General features: G+C 65.1%; 18 protein-coding genes. 4 read left to right on the forward strand and 14 right to left on the reverse strand.

Going from position 1 to position 18,363, the window contains the following annotated elements; all coding sequences use genetic code 11:
• Positions 1-203: 203 nt before the first annotated feature.
• Positions 204-1,418, reverse strand: a complete 1,215-nt coding sequence (locus LQG66_RS13415; RefSeq protein ID WP_231326690.1) for an acyl-CoA dehydrogenase — start codon at positions 1,416-1,418, stop codon at positions 204-206.
• A gap of 63 nt (positions 1,419-1,481) precedes the next feature.
• Positions 1,482-2,558 carry a 3,4-dihydroxy-2-butanone-4-phosphate synthase gene (ribB, locus tag LQG66_RS13420; RefSeq protein ID WP_231326691.1) on the reverse strand — a complete coding sequence of 359 codons (1,077 nt, stop codon included), beginning with the start codon at positions 2,556-2,558 and terminating at the stop codon, positions 1,482-1,484.
• 195 nt (positions 2,559-2,753) lie between these two features.
• On the opposite strand from ribB, the gene LQG66_RS13425 reads away from it, so the two are divergent.
• Entirely contained in the window at positions 2,754-3,992 is a 1,239-nt protein-coding gene (locus LQG66_RS13425) for an aminotransferase-like domain-containing protein (RefSeq protein ID WP_231326692.1), read from the forward strand.
• A gap of 11 nt (positions 3,993-4,003) precedes the next feature.
• Here the strand turns inward: LQG66_RS13425 and LQG66_RS13430 are convergent, their stop codons facing one another.
• Complete coding sequence (locus LQG66_RS13430; protein ID WP_231326693.1) at positions 4,004-5,284, reverse strand: amidohydrolase family protein; 1,281 nt, start codon at positions 5,282-5,284, stop codon at positions 4,004-4,006.
• Between the two features lie 176 nt (positions 5,285-5,460).
• On the opposite strand from LQG66_RS13430, the gene LQG66_RS13435 reads away from it, so the two are divergent.
• Together LQG66_RS13435 and LQG66_RS13440 are read left to right on the forward strand one after the other, a co-directional pair.
• The gene (locus LQG66_RS13435; RefSeq protein WP_231326694.1) at positions 5,461-5,910 is read left to right on the forward strand and encodes a hypothetical protein; all 450 of its coding nucleotides are present in this window, start codon (positions 5,461-5,463) and stop codon (positions 5,908-5,910) included.
• Positions 5,911-6,052: 142 nt separating this feature from the next.
• The gene (locus tag LQG66_RS13440; RefSeq protein ID WP_231326695.1) at positions 6,053-6,286 is read left to right on the forward strand and encodes a hypothetical protein; all 234 of its coding nucleotides are present in this window, start codon (positions 6,053-6,055) and stop codon (positions 6,284-6,286) included.
• A gap of 82 nt (positions 6,287-6,368) precedes the next feature.
• On the opposite strand, the gene LQG66_RS13445 is transcribed toward LQG66_RS13440, so the two are convergent.
• From LQG66_RS13445 to LQG66_RS13495, 11 genes are all read right to left on the reverse strand, one after another.
• Positions 6,369-7,190: an aldo/keto reductase gene (locus LQG66_RS13445; RefSeq protein ID WP_231326696.1), complete on the reverse strand. Its 822-nt coding sequence runs from the start codon at positions 7,188-7,190 to the stop codon at positions 6,369-6,371.
• Positions 7,191-7,382: 192 nt separating this feature from the next.
• On the reverse strand, positions 7,383-7,802 hold the full coding sequence (locus tag LQG66_RS13450; RefSeq protein WP_231326697.1) for a hypothetical protein: 420 nt from the start codon (positions 7,800-7,802) through the stop codon (positions 7,383-7,385).
• 317 nt (positions 7,803-8,119) lie between these two features.
• Entirely contained in the window at positions 8,120-9,001 is an 882-nt protein-coding gene (locus LQG66_RS13455; RefSeq protein WP_231326698.1) for an aldose 1-epimerase family protein, read from the reverse strand.
• A gap of 78 nt (positions 9,002-9,079) precedes the next feature.
• Positions 9,080-10,126, reverse strand: coding sequence for an ABC transporter permease (locus tag LQG66_RS13460; RefSeq protein ID WP_231326699.1), 1,047 nt, complete (start codon positions 10,124-10,126; stop codon positions 9,080-9,082).
• Positions 10,123-11,640 (reverse strand): sugar ABC transporter ATP-binding protein, encoded by a 1,518-nt coding sequence (locus LQG66_RS13465; protein WP_231326700.1) that lies wholly within the window; start codon positions 11,638-11,640, stop codon positions 10,123-10,125. The genes LQG66_RS13460 and LQG66_RS13465 overlap by 4 nt, the downstream gene beginning before the upstream one ends.
• A 67-nt stretch (positions 11,641-11,707) precedes the next feature.
• A complete protein-coding gene (gene torT, locus LQG66_RS13470) occupies positions 11,708-12,769 on the reverse strand; it encodes a TMAO reductase system periplasmic protein TorT (RefSeq protein WP_231326701.1) in 1,062 nt (353 codons plus the stop codon).
• 63 nt (positions 12,770-12,832) lie between these two features.
• Positions 12,833-13,804 carry a 5-oxoprolinase subunit C family protein gene (locus LQG66_RS13475; protein ID WP_231326702.1) on the reverse strand — a complete coding sequence of 324 codons (972 nt, stop codon included), beginning with the start codon at positions 13,802-13,804 and terminating at the stop codon, positions 12,833-12,835.
• Positions 13,801-14,670, reverse strand: a complete 870-nt coding sequence (locus tag LQG66_RS13480) for a 5-oxoprolinase subunit B family protein (RefSeq protein WP_231326703.1) — start codon at positions 14,668-14,670, stop codon at positions 13,801-13,803. The genes LQG66_RS13475 and LQG66_RS13480 overlap by 4 nt, the downstream gene beginning before the upstream one ends.
• Positions 14,670-16,052 (reverse strand): acetyl-CoA carboxylase biotin carboxylase subunit, encoded by a 1,383-nt coding sequence (locus LQG66_RS13485; RefSeq protein WP_231326704.1) that lies wholly within the window; start codon positions 16,050-16,052, stop codon positions 14,670-14,672. Before LQG66_RS13485 ends, LQG66_RS13480 begins: the two co-directional genes overlap by 1 nt.
• A complete protein-coding gene (locus LQG66_RS13490; protein WP_231326705.1) occupies positions 16,049-16,288 on the reverse strand; it encodes an acetyl-CoA carboxylase in 240 nt (79 codons plus the stop codon). The genes LQG66_RS13485 and LQG66_RS13490 overlap by 4 nt, the downstream gene beginning before the upstream one ends.
• An 18-nt stretch (positions 16,289-16,306) precedes the next feature.
• On the reverse strand, positions 16,307-17,101 hold the full coding sequence (locus LQG66_RS13495; protein ID WP_231326706.1) for a 5-oxoprolinase subunit PxpA: 795 nt from the start codon (positions 17,099-17,101) through the stop codon (positions 16,307-16,309).
• 286 nt (positions 17,102-17,387) lie between these two features.
• Between LQG66_RS13495 and LQG66_RS13500 the strand changes: the two genes are divergently transcribed.
• Positions 17,388-18,293, forward strand: a complete 906-nt coding sequence (locus LQG66_RS13500) for a LysR family transcriptional regulator (RefSeq protein ID WP_231326707.1) — start codon at positions 17,388-17,390, stop codon at positions 18,291-18,293.
• Positions 18,294-18,363: the final 70 nt, after the last annotated feature.

The raw sequence follows: 18,363 nt of genomic DNA on the forward strand, positions 1-18,363 counted from the left end.
GCCTTCCTGCGAATGAGGCAAATCATTGCCCCATTCTCTGCCGTCATACCCCGCGCACGCGGGGTATCCAGTACGCCGAGACGGCGATGAGCCTCGAGAGGTCGGCGTCTACTGGATCGTCCGCCTTCGCGGACGATGACAGCGGGGACGCCCGACACAGCCGGTTCAAGGCTTTACCGGTGCAAGGCTTACCGGTGCAGGCCTTAGAAAAACGCCTGGATGCCGGTGATGGCACGGCCGAGGATCAGCGCATGCACGTCATGCGTCCCCTCGTAGGTGTTCACCGTCTCGAGGTTCGCGGTGTGACGCATCACGTGATACTCGATCGAGATGCCGTTGCCGCCGTGCATATCGCGGGAGACGCGCGCGATGTCGAGCGCCTTGCCGCAGTTGTTGCGCTTGACGATCGAGATCATCTCGGGCGCCATCTTGCCCTCGTCCATCAGCCGGCCGACGCGAAGCGAAGCCTGCAGGCCGAGCGTGATCTCGGTCTGCATGTCTGCGAGCTTCTTCTGCACCAGCTGCGTCGCGGCCAGCGGCCGGCCGAACTGCTTGCGGTCCAGCGTGTACTGGCGGGCGCGATGCATGCAGTCCTCGGCCGCGCCGAGCACGCCCCAGGAGATGCCATAGCGGGCACGGTTGAGACAGCCGAACGGCCCCTTCAGGCCGGACACGTTGGGGAGCAGCGCGCTCTCCGGCACCACCACGCCATCCATCACCACCTCGCCGGTGATCGAGGCGCGCAAGCTGAGCTTGCCGCCGATCTTAGGCGCCGACAGGCCCTTCATGCCCTTCTCGAGGATGAAGCCGCGGATCTGGTTGTCATGCTCGGCCGATTTGGCCCACACCACGAACACGTCGGCGATCGGCGCGTTCGAGATCCACATCTTGCTGCCGGTCAACCGATAGCCGTCCGCGACCTTCTCGGCGCGGGTCTTCATGCCGGCCGGATCGGAGCCGGCATCCGGCTCGGTCAGGCCAAAGCAGCCGACCCATTCGCCGCTGGCGAGCTTCGGCAGGTATTTCTTGCGCTGGCTCTCGTCGCCATAGGCATAGATCGGATACATCACCAGCGACGACTGCACCGAGTTCATCGAGCGGTAGCCGGAATCGACGCGCTCGATCTCGCGCGCCACCAGCCCATAGGCGACGTAGCTGGCGTTGGCGCAGCCATATTCCTCCGGCAACGTGATGCCGATCAGCCCGAGCTCCCCCATCTCGTTGAAGATCTCGCGATCGGTCTTCTCTTCGAGATAGGCCTTGGTCACGCGCGGCAGCAGCTTGTCCTGGGCATAGGCGCGCGCGGTGTCGCGCACCATGCGCTCGTCCTCGGTCAGCTGATCGTCCAACAGGAAGGGATCGTCCCACTGGAAGCTCGACTGGGCCGGCTTGTCCTTTGCCTGAGGGCGCGCGCTCATGAATGGTCCTTTCGCGTCTCGCTGCGCACGGGTCGCAGCCATCTGAAGTTAAATCCTGGAAGTTCAGCCTTCAAGCCGTTCGTTGGCGACGATCTCGATCCCGAAACCCGACAGGCCCTTATAGTCATGGACCGACGAGGTCAGGTTCCGTATCGACGTCACGCCGAGATCACGCAGGATCTGCGCACCGACGCCAACCTCGCGCCACTGACGATGGCGATCCGCTTCCGCGGTATGCGGCTCTTCGACCGGCTCGACCGGAACGCCGGCCGCACCGTCGCGCAGGTAGATGAGCACGCCACGGCCGGCCTTCTTGAAGTGCTGCAGCACCGCCTGGACACGCTGCGGGCCCGCGATCAGATCCTTCACGATGTTCGGCTTGTGCAGCCGCGTCAGCACATTCTTGCCGTCGCCGATGCCGTTATAGACGAAGGCGGCATGGGTGATCGGATCGAACGGCGAGCGGTAGGCAAAGCCCTGCAGCGGTCCGATCGGGCTCTCGGTCGTGAAGGTCGACACGCGCTCGATCAGCTTCTCGCGCGCCTGGCGGTAGGAGATCAGATCGGCGATCGTGACGTGCTTGAGATTATGGGCCCCGGCGAAACGGACGACCTGCTCGCCCTTCATGACCGTGCCGTCGTCGTTCATCAACTCGGAGATGACGCCGACCGGCGGCAACCCCGAGAGCTTGCAGAGATCGACGGCCGCCTCGGTATGGCCCGAGCGCAGCAGGACGCCGCCGTCACGCGCGATCAATGGGAAGATATGGCCGGGGCGCGCGAAATCAGCGGCGCCGGCATTCGGGTTGGCGAGCGCGCGACAGCAGGAGGCGCGCTCTTCGGCCGAGATGCCGGTGCCACCGTCCGGCTTGTAGTCGATCGAAACGGTGAAGGCCGTGGTGTGATTGGAGTCGTTGTGGGCGACCATCGGATCGAGGCGCAGCCGTCGCGCGTCGTCGGCCGTGATCGGCGCACAGACGATGCCCGATGTATGGCGGATGATGAACGCCATCTTGTCGGGCGTGCAGAGCGAAGCTGCGACGATGAGGTCGCCCTCGCCCTCGCGGTCGTCGTCGTCGGTCACGACGACCATCTCGCCCTTGGCGAAAGCGTACAGAACTTCCTGGATCGAGTCGGCCATTGCAAGTCTCGCTGGTTTTCCGGGGTGCTTTAGCCGGGATCGCAGGCGCGCGCCAGAGCAGCGGAACCGCCCTTCGCAATCGCCTTCCCCGGGGAAAGAACCTGTCCTGCCAGGACAAGCGCGCTGGTACCTGTTTCAAGCGCGCTGGTATCTGTTTAAAGTCGCCCCAGACCGAGAACAAGGGAGGCGTGCCTCATGGCCGCATTCGATTTTGCACCGCTCCTGACTGCCGGCCTGCCGGCGCCGGCCGCACGCTGGACGGGCCTTGCAAAATACAGCTTCGTCGGCGGCAACAACGACCCTGGTGCCGTGCCGGTGGACGAGTTGCGAGCCGCTGCAGACGCCGTGCTTGCCCGCGAAGGCCGCGCGCTCGCGACTTATGGCCTGGCGCACGGACCGCAAGGCTATCGGCCGTTGCGGGACTTCCTGGCCGGCAAACTGTCTCGCGACTCCGGCATGTCGGCACGTGCCGACGACATCATGATCCTCTCCGGCTCGTTGCAGGGGCTCGACCTCGTCAACCAGGCGCTGCTCACACGCGGGGACACCGTGCTGGTCGAGCAGGACAATTACCAGGGCACGCTCACGCGTCTGGCGAGGCTCGGCGTCAGGGCCATCGGCATCCCGCTCGACCAGAACGGCATGCGAACGGATGCGCTGGCATCGGTGCTGGCCGATCTGAAGGACCGCGGCATCCGGCCGAAATACATCTATACCATCCCGACGGTGCAGAACCCGACCGGCACCATCATGCCGGAAAGCCGCCGCGCCGAGCTGCTGTGGCTGTCACGGGCCTATGGGGTGCCGGTGTTCGAGGACGACTGCTATGCCGACCTCATCTGGGACGGGAAACGCCCGCGCGCGATCCATGGCATGTCCGAGCATGGCAGCGTGATCCATATCGGGTCGTTCTCGAAATCGGTCGCGCCCGCGCTGCGGGTCGGCTATCTGGTCGCCCCCTGGGACATCATGTCGGTTCTGCTGGCGCTCAAGACCGATGCCGGCTCGGGCGCTCTCGAGCAGATGGTGCTCGCGGAATACTGCAAGCAGCATTTCGCAACCCACGTGCCGCAACTGGTGCGAGGGCTGCGCACAAAGCTGGACACGCTGACCGAGGCGCTCGACGCCGAGTTCGGCACCGCCGCCGAATTCGAGGCGCCGAAGGGCGGGATCTTCCTGTGGGTCAAGCTGCCGGACCAGGTCGACGCCATGAAGCTCTCACAAGCCGCGCTGAAGCGGGGCGTGTCGATCAATCCCGGACCGGAATGGTCGGTCGATGCAACGCATGCGAGAAGCCGCCTGCGGCTCTGCTTCGCCAGCCCCTCGCATCAGGAGATCCGCGAGGGCATTGCTGTCCTCGCCGAGGTCTGCCGCGAGGAGTTCGGCGTGCCCAAGCGTTCCGCGAATGTGGAGCGGACCCACGCGATCGAATGATCGCGCGGTGCTCACCTGACCGAAAACGGCGACTGATAGGGCCGCCCGAACGGCACGCCATTGATCACGGTCTGCACCGGCTTCAGCTGCAGCTTGCCGTCACGCTTGTTGCCCCGCGTGTCAAGGAAACTGACGGGTCCCTCGACCATGTCCATGATCGCGACGTCGGCCGGTGCACCGACCTGCAGGGTGCCGAGCTTCGGCGCACGATTGATGATCTTGGCAGGCGCCGAGGTCGCCATGCTCACCACCTGCTCCAGGGAGAACCCCATCGCCAGGAACTTGCCCATCACGTTGGGCAGGAACGGCATGCCCGGCGAGTTGCCGGAGAACACGTGGATGTCCGAGGAGATGGTATCCGGGCCGCAGCCGGCGGGGATCGCCACTTCGGCCACGGTAAAATCGAAGCTGCCTCCGCCATGGCCGACATCGAACAGCACGCCGCGCTGCTTGGCGGCGAGCGCCGCCGGCAACAGCTTGCCGTCCTGGACGATGTTGGTGAAGGCGCCGCCGATGTTCGGTGCGCCGGAATAGGCGTGGGTCAGGATGTCGCCGGGCCGCAGCAGGTCCAGGATCTGGGACATCAATTCGCCGGTCTCGACGCCGCCGATATGCACCATCATCCGCGCCGGCCAGCCGCACAGCTCGCAGGCCTTGATGCCGCGCTTCAACGGCTCGAGCCCGTGCTTGAAGATCACGTTCTCCGACATTCGCACCTTGACCCCGAGCAGGAAGTCCGGGTTCTCCGCCAGCGCCATGGCGCAGGCCTCCACCTGGGCGTTGTCGATATTGTAGAGCTCGGCAACGGGAAACGCCGACAGGCCGTTATTGGCGATATGGACGAAGGCGTAGATGCGCGCCCGCGACTGGGCGGCGATGAAGCGGCGCAACGCCGCCAGATTGTTCACACCCGCATCGCCGGCCGAGACCACCGTCGTCGTGCCCTGGAATTGCACCAGTTCGTCCGGCGGGATCCCGATCGCCGAACCATAGGGATAGACATGACTATGGAGGTCGATGAGACCCGGCATCACCAGCCGGCCGGCGGCGTCGATCGACCGTAACGTCCGCTCGACGGGAATCTCGGGTTCAATGGCCTCGACCACGCCCCAGCGGATGCCGATGTCGCGCCTGCCGCGCAGCGACTGGCTGGGATCGATGACGTCGCCTCCCTTGATCACCAGATCGAACTTGTCGGCCGGCCCCATCGCGGCACGACCAGGGCCTGAAAGCGCGGCCATGGCGGCCGCTCCGGACGACAACAGGAAATTGCGGCGCGACAGCGCGGACATGCTCGGCCTCCCCCGATTTTTGTTTGTAGTTGGAGATAGCATGCGCTTTGTCCGCCGATCGGGCAAGACCGCAATCGGAAGATCAAAGCTGGCGTCGCCATTGACCGCGCGGGTCTGACGTTGCGCCGTTGACGCGGTGCATTAAGATGGCCCGGCAAGCCTACCTGCGAGACCGCATGACCTCGATCTTCCATCGCCTGCTCGCGATCATTCTGCTCACATCATCATTCGCGCCGGCCGCCTCGGCGGACGACGCCGTCGACGTCGCGCGTGCCTGGGGACTGATCGGAACCTGGGCCGCCGATTGCAACGCGCCGCCGGTCAAAGGCCGCGGCGCCATCATCTCCTACGAGGTCACGCCGGACGGCAACCTGATCTATCGCCGCGACCATGATCCGTCCGACGTCAACGAGGTCACGAACGCGCGCGTCGAGCCCGACCAGACGCTGGTGCTCTCGATCGTGCTGCCGAGGGCGCACCAGACCCGCGAGAACGGCATCATCAAGACGACGGATGGCGGCATCCGCTCGGTGTTCAATCGCGGCGAGGACGGCAGCTACACCATTCGCGAGGCCCGCTTCATCGCCAACGGCAAGCCGACGCCCGCCCTCAGGAAGTGCGACTGACGCGGAAATCTTGCGGGCTGGCGGCGTTCACGCACGGCCTGAAGACCAAATCTGAACGTACATTCAGCAACTTCGCGGAAGTTCCTGCGGAACGTTCTTTCACACTTCAAGTTGATCCCGCACGTTCAATCTGGAGGACAACATGAAGAAGATCGCTCTTGCACTCGTTTCCCTGGCCGCCGTCGCGCTCGCGGTCCCGTCGATCGCCAACGCCGAGACCGTGGTCATCAAGCGCGGCGGCCATCACTATCATCACGGCTGGGAGGGTGGGCATCGCGGCTTCGATCGCTCCCGCGCCGAATACCGCATGCACCGTGAGGTCCGCCCCTATCACCGTCACCATGATCGCACGGTGATCATCAAGCACCGCGACTGATCGGCAGCTCGACACGGAAATGGCCCCGCAAGGGGCCATTTTTGTTGGTCAGTGCGAGCGGTGCCCCCAAAAGGAAAGGTCGTCAGCGGTCCCAGTCCGGCGCGAAGCCCGGATTGACGAAACGCTTGTCTTTTGGGAGGGCGGCTATGGTCGCGCGATCCTCATCATCCAGCTGAACTTTCAACGCATCCCAATTCGCCTGCTGGCTTTCCTTGCGTCCGGCCTTGGGGATCGCGGCAACGCCATCCTGATCCAACAGCCATTTCAGCGCGACCTGGGCGGCGCTCGCGCCATGCTTGCGGCCGATCGCCGTCAGCGTCTCGTCGGCAGCCGCGCGTCCCTGCGCCAGCGGACAATAGGCGACCAGGGGAATCGACCGGCTCGCCATGTAGGCCATCAGCGTCGATTGATCGAGCATGACGTGATACTCGACCTGATTGCAGGCGATCGGCGCCTTGATCTCTTCCACCGCCTGCTTCAGAAGGGCGACGGTGAAGTTGGCGACGCCGATCGCACGCGTGCGGCCCTCGTCCTTCAGCTTCATGAGCGTTTCGAGCGCCGCCGGCAGGTTCATTCCCTTGGCCGGCCAATGGATCAAATAGAGGTCGACGAAGTCCAGCCTGAGCTTCCTCAAGCTCGTGTCGAACGCACGGCGGATCGCGTCCGGCGCGAGATTTTCCGGCCAGACCTTTGTCGTCACATGCAATTCCTGCCGCGCCACTGAAGCGGCAGCCAGCGCGGCGCCGATCGCATCCTCGTTGGCGTACATCTCGGCCGTGTCGATATGGCGATAGCCCAGTGCCAGCGCACTCTCGACCGCCTCGCGGCACACGGTGCCTTGCATGCGAAACGTGCCGAGCCCGAGCTTCGGCAGAAGAATGCCCTGCGTTTCTATGGCGTTCATGGACTCTCCTGACGAAGCTGCGCCGATCGCAACGCGGCCCCATCGAAGGGGACGGCACATCACGACTGATGATTGGGGCTGAAGCTTGCCTGCGATCTCTTCGTCAGTTCAAGCCGACCGGCGCGCGACATCAATCAACATGTCGGGACATCGGTTCCCGGCCACCCGAGCTTCACCGCAGACAGCCGCCGTTCAGCGCCAGCCGCAGATTCCGCCGCTTCCGGGCCGGCAAGGCCAGGTCTGGACACGCGTATCCATCGCCTGCGCATCCAACGGATTGCCGTGCCGATGCGTGAGCCTGATGCGAGCGGCTCCGCGCGGCCGCTCGGCCATCTTGGCGGCCTGAACCCGTCGCGTGGCGACCACACGCGGGATAGCGGAGCTGATGTCGGACCGGGGTGCTGGCCGCGCGGCGACCACGGGCCGGTCGGTCCTGGCTTCAATGGGAACAGGCTCGAAATGCGCCTCGGGTCCCAGCAGCTCGGGTGACAACACCGCCTTGGACAGGTCGAGCTTGAGAAAGTCACCCGGCTGATATGCGCCTGCCATCGCTTCGCCGCCCGCGAACAACACGGCGCACGCGATCGTGCCGACGAACGCTTTCAAGACCATCCCGTCCTCCCGTCTTCCCGCGTAACGTCAATTACGCGCCCCTACTGCGAGATCCCTTTGCGACGATCGATTACGAGATCGCCTCGCGACATTGGCGTGCCGCGAGCGCTTGACCTCGCTTCGTGCGTCATGATGTTCGTTGATCGACCGTTATTGGCCTGGATAAAAGCCCGAGATCCGCCGGTCGTTTGACGCATCATATCCAAAGTTCCGCCCGCGTCTCTCATGTAGGTCACGGTGCCGCCTTTTCCAGGCCCAAAACCGCGAGTCACGGTTACCACTGTGCACGCAACCGGGCGCTACGGAGATAAGTCATACTAATCCGAAACCCCGATCCCGATCCGGCAACGCAGCGTTTCGGATGCTCCTGGTGCGATGTGCATTACGCCCGGCTTCGCTGCGAACTCGGCATCGAAATCGAGCGGACTGGCAAAGCCGCGCCAGGGCTCGATGCACAAGAATGGCACGCCACCGGGCTTCGACCAGATGCCGAGTTGGCGGAAGCCATCCCAGGTTAGTTCCAGCGCCGGTCCCCTCGTTCCGACGAGGCGAACCGAACGGCTGGCCGGCTGATCGAGGATCACGGCATCCTCGTCGAACAGACGTTCGTTCAATGCGAGAACGCACCCCTCGATCGGCGATGGCCCCGGCCGCTCGCGCAGCAAGCCACCGGTCAGACGACGGATCGGCGCAGGCTCCGGCTGTGCGAAAATCAGCCGGTAGCTGTCCTTCTTCTGTCCCGGGAGCAGCGGCCAGTTGAAGGCGGGATGGGCACCGAACGAAGCCGGCAGCACCTCCGCCCCTGGGTTGGCGATCTCGACCACCATGTCGAGCGCATCGGCTGTGATTTGGTAGCTCAGCGTGAGACCGAAGGCGAAGGGATAGCGTGCCCGTGTCGTCTCGTCGTCGGCCAGACGCAGAGTGCAGGCATCGGCGCTGCGCTCGACCCAAGTGAAGCGCATGTCGCGGGCGAAGCCGTGCTGCGTCATCGGATAGGTCCGGCCATGATGGTGCAGACGGTCGTCCTTGAGCCGGCCGACGATCGGAAACAACCAGGGCGCATGGCGTGGCCAGGCAGGCCCCGCCTGCCAGAGCAGTTCCAAGCCATCGGCCGTCTTCAGCGAGCACAGCTCGGCGCCGAGAGCCTTGATCGTGGCGGCGATGCCGCCCGCGCTGATGGTGTGGAGGTCGTCGCTCATGTCGCGCACCCTGCTTGTAAAAACCGCGCGACGTGATGCCGGATTGCGGCAGCGGCGTCCAGTGGCCGGCACGCCAACTCAGCGCTCACCCACCAGAAGCCGATAGCGGAACTGGTCGAGGATGACCGCGAGCACCAGCAGCGAGCCCAGCAGCACCATCTGCATGTAGGAGCCGATCTGCGCGATGTTCATGCCGTTCTGCAAGAGCACGATGAAGAAGCCGCCGAGCACGACGTTCTCGACGCGGCCGATGCCGCCATGCAGCGACACCCCGGCGATGACGCAGGCCGCGATCGATTCCAGCGCGATGGTGCCACCAAGATTGGTCTCGCCGGAGCCGACCCGCGCGGTCAGCAACAGGCCCGCCACGGACGCGAGCAGCGCGCACAGCGCATAGGCGATGAACAGCACCTTGGTCGTGTTCACACCCGACAGCCTGGCCGCCTTGACGTTGCCGCCGACCGCCTGGATGTGCTTGCCGAGCCGGGTGCGGTTCATGACCAGCCAGATCGCGGCAGCTGCGACGATGGCCACCAGCACCGGCACCGGGATGTCGAGCACGCGGCCGAAGCCGAGCGCGTCGCCGAACTCGTAAGGTATGCCGGAGACCGGCACGCCGCCGGTCAGGAACAGCGCGATGCCGGCGCCGACCGACTGCACGCCGAGCGTCATGATGAAGGGGGAGACGCCGAACACGGCGACGCCGAGCCCGTTGAGGCTGCCGATGACGAGCGCCGCGGCAAGCCCTGCGCAGCAGCCCAGCACGATGACGAGCCACAGCATGTCCGGCGGCAGCAGATGCGACAGCGAGACCATGGCAAGCGCCGACACCACCGAGGTCAGCGCAATCGCGGTGCCGACCGACAGGTCGAAGCCGCCGGTCAACAGCGCCAGCATCTGCCCCAGCGAGACCAGGATCAGATAGACTGATTGCCGCGCGACGTTGGTGAGATTCTGCAGCGCCAGAAATTCCTTCGACACCAGCGAGAACGCGATCAATGTGGCGACCAGGAAGAACGGCAGCACGCCGACGCGCAGGAACACCGCGCGCAGGCCCGCGAGCGCCGCATTGGAGCGGCGGGGTGCAGCGGCGTCCTCGGCGATTGTCGTGGTTGGCATGCTCACGCCGAGCCCTCCGTTTCAGCAAAGAAATGTTTCAACACGTTCTCCTCGTCGATTGCGGCGCCTGACAGCTCGGCCGCGATGCGTCCCTTGGCGAAGACAAGCAGCCGATGCGACAGGTTCATCACCTCGGGCAGGTCGGAGGAGATGATGACGACGGCCTTGCCGGCCTCGGCGATGTCCTTGATGAGCTGGTACAGCGCCATGCGCGTGCCCATGTCGACGCCGACGGTCGGCTCATCGAACACGTAGACGTCGCGGTCGTCGCCAAAGCCCTTGCCGAACAGCACCTTCTGCTGGTTGCCGCCGGACAGTTTCGAGACCGCGCGGTCCATGGCGGCTTTGGCGATGCCGACCTTGCCGCCGATCGCGTCCGTCAAAGCGCGACTGCGCCGCGGCCGCACGAAGCCGAACGGACCTGCAACATCGGCGCGATCGAGCAGGCTGAGCTCGATGTTGCCGCGCGCGCTCGCGGTCATCTGCAGCCCCTCGCTCTTGCGGTCCGAGGGCAGGAAGAACACGCCGTCCTTGAGCAGCGCGCGCGTCGAGGCGCCGGTGACGTCGCGCCCCTTCAGCGTGACCTTGCCGCCGTGCAGCGGCTGCAGCCCCATCGCCGCGCGCCAGATCCGCGACTTGCCGCTGCCGACGAGGCCGGCACAGCCGAGCACCTCGCCGGCGCGGACCTCGATATCAGCGCCGTGGACGCCGGAGGTGCGGATGCCCTGCAGCGTCATGACCACGGTGCCATCCGCGCGATGCGCAATCTTCGGATAGACTTGGTCGACCGCGCGGCCGGTCATCAGCTCGATCAGCTCGCGCTCGGAGGTGCCGCGCGCCGGCACCGTGGCGATCAGGCGGCCGTCGCGCAGGATCGAGATGCGGTCGGCGATCTCCTGGAATTCCTGGATCCGGTGCGAGATGTAGATGATGCCGACGCCCGACGCGGCCGCCTTGGCGATGAACGCGAACAGCCGCTCGGTCTCGCGCTCGGTCAGCGAGGCCGTCGGCTCATCCAGGATCAGCACGCGGGCATTGGAGAGAAACGCTTTCGCAATCTCGACCATCTGCTGCTGCGCCCGCGACAGGCTGGAGGCCGGGCGCGTGACGTCGATGTCGAAATCGAGATCAGTGAACAGCTTTCGCGCGCCGGCCAGCATGGCGCGGCGGTCGGTGAGCGGGCCGCGCATCAGCTCGCGGCCGAGATAGAGATTCTCGAACACCGGAAGTGTCGGCACCAGCGAGAATTCCTGGAACACGGTGCCGATGCCGGCCTGCGCCGCATCGTGCACCGAGTGGAAGCTCACCTCGTGGCCTTCGATACGAACGGCGCCCGCGGTCGGCCGGAATACGCCGGAGAGGATCGAGATCAAGGTCGACTTGCCGGCGCCGTTCTCGCCGAACAGCACATGGACCTCGCCGCGCTCGACCTTGAGATCGACGCCGCTGAGCGCCTTGACGCCGGGAAACTCCTTCGAGATCCCGGTCATCTCGACCAGCGGTGCAGCCACACTGCTCATCACTTGCCCCCTTCGATGCGGCCCTGCCCCGTCAGGGAACAAAGGCAGAGCCGCACCTTTCCCCCGCTCAGTTGAAGACGGGTTTGAAGCCGTCGGGGGGAAGGATGTTCGCCGGCGGCACGGTGGCGACGTTGGCGGAGTCGACGACGAAGATCTTCGGGCCGACGTGCTTCACGTAGTCCTTGCCTTCGAGGATGCGCACGGCCTGATCGACGGCGATACGGCCCTGGATCACCATCGAATCGGCGGGCGCCGCCATGATCAGACCGCGCTTGATGCCCTCATAGACGCCGGGCGTCATGTAGAAGGCGAGCAGATCGACCTTGCCCTTCAGGCCGCGCTCGCGGATCAGGCCCTGCGCCGCCTCGGCGGTCACGGCGGTGCCGGCGACGTAGCGGATGTTGGGCGCGGCCTGCAGCGCGTCCTCGACCAGCTTGGCCTGCACTTCCTTGCCGGTGTCGCCATATTTCGGCTCCAGCACCTTGATCGCCGAGCCCTTCACCGCGTCCATGAAGCCCTTGTTGGCGGCCTCGACCCAGCCGGCGCCGGCCGGGCCCGGGAACCAGCCGACCACCACCTCGGGCGATCCTGCCGGATGCTTCTTGGCGAGATAGCTGCCGGTCTCGGCACCCATCGTGTAGAACGACACCAGCGACTTCGCCGAGACCTCAGGCGAGGAGATGCCGTTGACGAGGTCGATCACCGGGATCTTCTTCTTGGCGATCTCGCCGATCACCTTGTTGAGGCCGTCGGCCGAGATCGCGCCGATGATGACGGCATCCGAACCGCTCGCCACGCAATCCTCGATCTGCGAGATCTGCTTGTTGAGCTCGGTGTAGCCGCCGGCCTCGACCAGGTTCATCTTGACGCCGAGGCGCTTGCTCTCCTCCGCCACACCGTAGTCGACGCCGAGCCAATAGGCGTCCTTCATGTGCGGGAAGGAGACGCACAGCTTCCACGGCTTGGAGGCCTTCTCCAGCGGCACGTACTTCACATCGGACGACTTGCCGTCAGCCGCGAACGGCGGATCGATCTTGGCCGCATCGTAGGGATACCAATCGGCGGCATGGGCGCCGCCCGCAAGCACCAGCGCCGATGACGCCAAGAGAACACGAACCAAACTCTTCATTGAACTACCCCTTGTCTTGTCAGTCGTGGAAACTCAGCATCGGCCTTCGCGCACATGGTGCGGTCAGGCCAATACCGCCCGGATCTTCTGCAGAAGAGCTTTGCGATCGGCGCGCGCCGCCAGCGCGCCGTCCATGTCGATCTCGACGAAGCGCGTCGGCATGTTCGGCTGCAGCTGGCCGATCAGGTCCATGTCGGCCGAGATCACCGTGCCGACCATGAAGTAGCCGCCGCCGGAGACGGCATCGCGATGCAGGATGATCGGCTCCTTGCCGCCGGGCACCTGGATCGAGCCGTAGGGATAGCAGCTGTCGACGATGTTGGACGGATCGGAGCCGGCGCCAAAGGGCTGCTCGCGTTCGACGAATTTCAGCGCCTGGCCGCCGCGAAAGCGATAGCCCATGCGGTCGGCCTCGGGCGCGACCTTCCACTGGTCGGCGAAGAAGCTCTGCTGCGACTCCGGCAGGATACGATGCCAGTACAGGCCGGGAAGCACGCGCAGCTCGGCGGGATGGGCCGGCTTGCGGCGCAGCGCCTCCGGCACGCTCGCGCCGGCCTTGCCGCTGGCGGCTGCACCAACCGGCAGCTCATCACCGGCGGCAATGGCCCGGCCCTTGAAGCCGCCGAGCGCACCGATCGGATAGGTCGAGCGGCTGCCGAGCGCCAAGGGCACGTCGATGCCGCCCGCGACCGCGATGATGATGCGTGCGCCGCTCTTCAGGTAATCGAAGCTCAGCACCTGCCCTGCCTTGACCTCGAGCGCGGTCCAGCCGGGCTGCTCGACGCCGTCGATCTTGATCGGCATCTCCGCGCCGGTCACCGCAATGCGCGCGGGCGCCGTGAACTCCAGTTGCGGGCCGATGAAGACGGCTTCGAGGCACGCCGCGCCCTCGTCATTGCCGACCAGCATGTTGGCCGCGCGCAGCGCGAGGCGATCCATGGCGCCGCCGACGGGAATGCCGAGATGGAAGTAGCCGGGGCGGCCGAGGTCCTGCACCGTGGTCGACAGGCCCGGATGAAGCACCTTGATGGTCATGCCAGCGCTCCTTGCAGCTTGGCGTTGTAGCCGGTCATGTCCTTCTGGAAGTCGCGGAAGTCGAAGGTGACGTCGCGGATCACAGGCGCGAAGCGGCCCGACGCCACCTCGCCCAGTGCGTGGTCGTAGGCGTCGTGCTTGATCGGCTTGAACTTGACGATGTCGCCGGGCCGGAAGAACACCATGAAGTCGCGCAAATAGGAGATGCTCTGCTCGGGATCGAAGATCGGCATCGGCGTGATGCCGAACATCTGGTAGCCGCCGGCGCCGCGCACCGAATAGATGCAGGAGAAGCAGCCGCCGTGACCGATCGTCAGCTTCGGCGTGTCGGTGCGCGGCCGCAGATATTTCGGCACTTGGAGCTGCTTCGCCCGCTCGACCATCTGGTACATGAAGGGCAGGCCGGCGACGAAGCCGACCATGGAGACGAACCACGGCGAGCCGCTATGCGCCTTGATGAACGCGTCGACATCGGCGAGCCCGTTGACGCGGGCGGCATATTCGAGGTCGGTCGCGGTCGGGTCCTGGTGCCGCTCGCGGAAGCGCATCAGGGTCTCGTGCGTCCAGGGGTCCTGATAGAACACCGGGATCTCGATGATGCGGGTCTTGATCACCGGCTCGGTCTTGGCGGCCGCGCTCTCGATGCCCTGAACCTCCTTCAGGATGTCGTTCGGCTTGATCAGGTCGGGATCGAACTTGATCTGGAACGAGGCGTTGGCCGGGCAGATCTCGGTGACGCCCTTGATGGCGGCGTCGCGGATCGCATTGGTCATCGACAGGCTCTTGAAGAAGGCGTCGAGCGACATCGCCTCGTCGCATTCGACGAAGAGATGCTCGTCACCCCCGAACGAGTAGCGGGTCGTCATCAGGCGTCCTCCCTGGCGCGGGCAAGCTGCGCGAAATCACTCTCGAGCCATGGCTCGAGGAAACGGGTATGGGTGCGGCCATCCGTGACGCTGGCGTCGCGCGCCAGCGCCGCATGCAGCGGGATGGTGGTCGGAATGCCGGTGATCACGAGCCCGTCGAGCGCTGTGCGCAGGCGCGCGAGACAGTCAGCGCGATCCGCGCCGCGTACGATCAGCTTGCCGAGCAGCGAGTCGTAGAACGGCGGCACCGCGTAGCCTTCGAACAGCAGTGTATCGAAGCGGATGCCCTCGCCATCCGGCACCACGAGCGTTTCGATCGTGCCGGGCCCGGGCATGAAGCCCTTGTACGGATCCTCGGCATTGATCCGGCACTCGATGGCGTGGCCCTCGATTCGGATGTCGTCCTGGCTCACGGACAGCTTTGCGCCGCCGGCGATTCTGAGCATCTCCTGGACAAGGTCGAGCCCGGTGATCATCTCGGTGACGGGATGCTCGACCTGGATGCGGGTATTGACCTCGATGAAGTAGAATTCGCCGCTGGCGTCGTCGTAGAGATATTCGACCGTACCGGCGCCGCTGTAGCCGACGGCGCGGCCGAGCGCGACGGCGCTGGCGCAGAGCCGCTGGCGGACGTCGTCGGGAAGCCCGACCGCAGGCGCCTCCTCCCAGACCTTCTGGCGCCGCCGCTGCAGCGAGCATTCGCGCTCATAGCAGTGCACGACATCACTGCCATCGCCGAGGATCTGCACCTCGACATGGCGGGCGCGCTCGATGACCTTCTCGATGTAGAGACCGCCGTCGCCGAAGGCGGCCGCCGCCTCGCTCGAGGCTTGCGGGAACTGCCGCGCGAATTCGTCGGCATCCTGGACAATACGGATGCCGCGCCCACCGCCGCCGGCTGCGGCCTTGATCATGACGGGAAAGCCGATCCGCGCGGCGATCGCGATGGCCTCGCCAAGATCGGTGACGCGGCCATCCGAGCCCGGCACCGTCGGCACGCCGGCGAGCGCCGCGACCTGGCGCGCCATCACCTTGTCGCCGAGCAGCCGGATCGCTTCCGCGCTCGGGCCGACAAAGATGATGCCGGCCGCGGTCACCGCGTCGGCGAACTCCGCATTCTCGGCGAGAAAGCCGTAGCCGGGATGCACCGCATCGACCTTGGCGGTCTTGGCTGCGTTCACCACGGCTTCGATGTTGAGATAGGATTTCTTGGCAGCCGGCGGTCCGATATCGACCGTCTCATCGGCGAGCTGCGCGGCCAGCGAGTCCTTGTCCGCGACGCTGTGCGCGAGCACGGTGCGCAAGCCGAGCGCCTTCGCCGCACGAATGATCCGCACCGCGATCTCGCCCCGGTTGGCGATCAGGACCGAGCGCAAGGTCATGCCTCGACCTCGGCGATCACCTGCCCGGCCATCACGGCATCGGCGTCGTCGATCGCAAAGCGGATGCCCTTGCCGGCGACGCCGGCCTTGACCTCGTGGAACGACTTCATCACCTCGACGAGGCCGATCACGTCATCGGCCGCGACGCTGTCGCCGTCATTCTTGAACGGGGCACTTTCCGGCGAAGGCTTGCGGTAGAATACGCCAGGTAGCGGGGACTTGATCTCAGTGCTCATCTCAATGCTCCTGGGGCACTATTCGCTTTGCAGTTTCTGGGGAACGACGTCGGACACGGGCGCGATGCGGATGCCGTTGGCAATGAGCGCCTTGCGCATCGCGCTGGCGATCTCGAAAGCGCCCGGCGTATCGGAATGGAAACAGACCGACTCGAAGGCGACGTCGATGTCGTCGCCCTCGATGGTGCGGACCTTGCCGGTCTGGCAGGCGCGCAGCACCTTGTCGGCGACGCCCTGCGGATCGAGCTTCTTGCCGTGGCGGGTGAACACGATCGAGCCGGAGCGATCGTAGTCGCGATCGGCATAGAACTCGCGGATGACCGGCTGGCCCGCCTCCACCGCGACCCGATAGGTCACCGAGATGTCCATGCAGAACACGAACGAATTCGGCGCGACCGTGCGCATCAGCTTGATGAAGGAGCGCGACAGCTGCTCGTTGGCGGCGAGCTCCATGTAGAGCGCGCCATGCGGCTTGACGTGCTGCAAGGTGCCGCCGTGACGGCGCGCGAACTCGCGGATGGCGCCGACCTGGTAGACGATGTCGTTGATGAGCTCGTCGGCGCTGCCGTCGATGCGGCGCCGGCCGAAGCCCTGGAGATCGCGATAGCCCGGATGCGCGCCGATGCCGACGCCGTGCTGGGTCGCCAAGCGCACCGTCGTGTCCATCAGGTTGGGATCACCGGCATGAAAGCCGGCGGCGATGTTCGCCGAGCTGATCAGCTCCATCAGCTTGGCGTCCTCGGCATCGCTCAGCCGCCAGGAGCCGAACGCTTCGCCCAGATCGCAATTGATATCGACAGTCTTGACCGGCACGGATGCTCCCCTCACCTGGCGCCGGCCCCTCGCGCTGACAACGGCGGGCGGCGGAACTGGACGTTAGGGGGACGAACTCCCATTGAAAATTATTATTGTTGGAAACATATTTTCTCTTTTTTAGATTGCCCGCTGAACACGCTTTATGCGCCATATCGAACCAAGATACTGAATTTGCATCGATAATACTGCAGCCTGTTTGCGATGCAACGTGCTCAAGGATTGTTCTGTTTACTTTTTTAGAACAGAAGTGGATGTCTATTCTGATTTTCAAATGGAGAATCGCGTGGCCATCAGCCTGCGCCAGATCCGATATTTCGTAGCGACCGCCGAGCAGGGACAGATCACCCAGGCCGCCTCAGCGCTGTCGATCTCGCAATCGGCGATCACGACATCCATCAAGGAGCTCGAGGAGATCGTCGGGGCCGAGCTGTTCAATCGCTCGCCCCAGGGCATGGAGCTGACGCCGATCGGGCGGCAGTTCCTGTTTCATGCCTACGACATCCTCAACAAGGTCGAGGAGGCGACCTCGCTGCGCGTGCCGGCCGGCGACGTCGAGGGCAGCCTCACGCTGGCGGCGACCTACACCGTGATCGGCTACTTCCTGCCCAATCATCTCGAGCGGCTGAAGCGCCATTACCCGCGCCTCAACATTCAGCTGTTCGAGCTGACGCGCGAGGCGATCGAGGAAGGCCTGCTGTCGAATCGCTACGACATCGCGGTGCTGCTGACGTCGAACGTGCAGAACCCGGATCTCACCATGGAGACCCTGATCGGCTCGCGGCGGCGGCTGTGGGTGCCGTCGAAACATCGCCTGTTGCAGCAGGAAGCCGTCTCGCTGAAGGACGTCGCCGCCGAGCCCTACATCATGCTGACGGTCGACGAAGCCGCGCACACCTCGCTGAAATATTGGAGCAAGACCGCGTTCCAGCCCAACGTCGTGCTGCGGACCTCCTCGGTCGAAGCGGTGCGCTCGATGGTCGCGAACGGCCAGGGCGTCGCCATCCTCTCCGACATGGTGCTGCGGCCGTGGTCGCTGGAGGGCCGGCGGATCGAGACCATCGTGCTGAGCGATCCGGTGCCGGCGATGGATGTCGGCCTCGCCTGGCGACGGAACATCGAGTTCACGCCGGCGATGGAGGTGTTCCGCTCCTATTTCCGCCAGGCGTTCTACATCCCGACGCTGCGTTAGAAGCCGCGGCCGAGCCGTCTGCAGGCTCTGCTGAGTCACAACCACCGTCATTCCGGGCAATCGTCAATGC

Origin of the sequence: Bradyrhizobium ontarionense, assembly GCF_021088345.1 — a bacterium.
GTDB lineage: Bacteria > Pseudomonadota > Alphaproteobacteria > Rhizobiales > Xanthobacteraceae > Bradyrhizobium > Bradyrhizobium ontarionense.

Coding starts and splice junctions, on each gene's coding strand:
- LQG66_RS13485 (WP_231326704.1), bottom strand. CDS start 16,052: ATGACCTTGCGCTCGGTCCTGATCGCCAACCGGGGCGAGATCGCGGTG.
- LQG66_RS13450 (WP_231326697.1), bottom strand. CDS start 7,802: ATGGTCTTGAAAGCGTTCGTCGGCACGATCGCGTGCGCCGTGTTGTTC.
- LQG66_RS13465 (WP_231326700.1), bottom strand. CDS start 11,640: ATGAGCAGTGTGGCTGCACCGCTGGTCGAGATGACCGGGATCTCGAAG.
- LQG66_RS13425 (WP_231326692.1), top strand. CDS start 2,754: ATGGCCGCATTCGATTTTGCACCGCTCCTGACTGCCGGCCTGCCGGCG.
- LQG66_RS13415 (WP_231326690.1), bottom strand. CDS start 1,418: ATGAGCGCGCGCCCTCAGGCAAAGGACAAGCCGGCCCAGTCGAGCTTC.
- LQG66_RS13480 (WP_231326703.1), bottom strand. CDS start 14,670: ATGACGACCCGCTACTCGTTCGGGGGTGACGAGCATCTCTTCGTCGAA.
- LQG66_RS13430 (WP_231326693.1), bottom strand. CDS start 5,284: ATGTCCGCGCTGTCGCGCCGCAATTTCCTGTTGTCGTCCGGAGCGGCC.
- LQG66_RS13445 (WP_231326696.1), bottom strand. CDS start 7,190: ATGAACGCCATAGAAACGCAGGGCATTCTTCTGCCGAAGCTCGGGCTC.
- torT (WP_231326701.1), bottom strand. CDS start 12,769: ATGAAGAGTTTGGTTCGTGTTCTCTTGGCGTCATCGGCGCTGGTGCTT.
- LQG66_RS13440 (WP_231326695.1), top strand. CDS start 6,053: ATGAAGAAGATCGCTCTTGCACTCGTTTCCCTGGCCGCCGTCGCGCTC.
- LQG66_RS13490 (WP_231326705.1), bottom strand. CDS start 16,288: ATGAGCACTGAGATCAAGTCCCCGCTACCTGGCGTATTCTACCGCAAG.
- LQG66_RS13435 (WP_231326694.1), top strand. CDS start 5,461: ATGACCTCGATCTTCCATCGCCTGCTCGCGATCATTCTGCTCACATCA.
- LQG66_RS13455 (WP_231326698.1), bottom strand. CDS start 9,001: ATGAGCGACGACCTCCACACCATCAGCGCGGGCGGCATCGCCGCCACG.
- LQG66_RS13475 (WP_231326702.1), bottom strand. CDS start 13,804: ATGACCATCAAGGTGCTTCATCCGGGCCTGTCGACCACGGTGCAGGAC.
- ribB (WP_231326691.1), bottom strand. CDS start 2,558: ATGGCCGACTCGATCCAGGAAGTTCTGTACGCTTTCGCCAAGGGCGAG.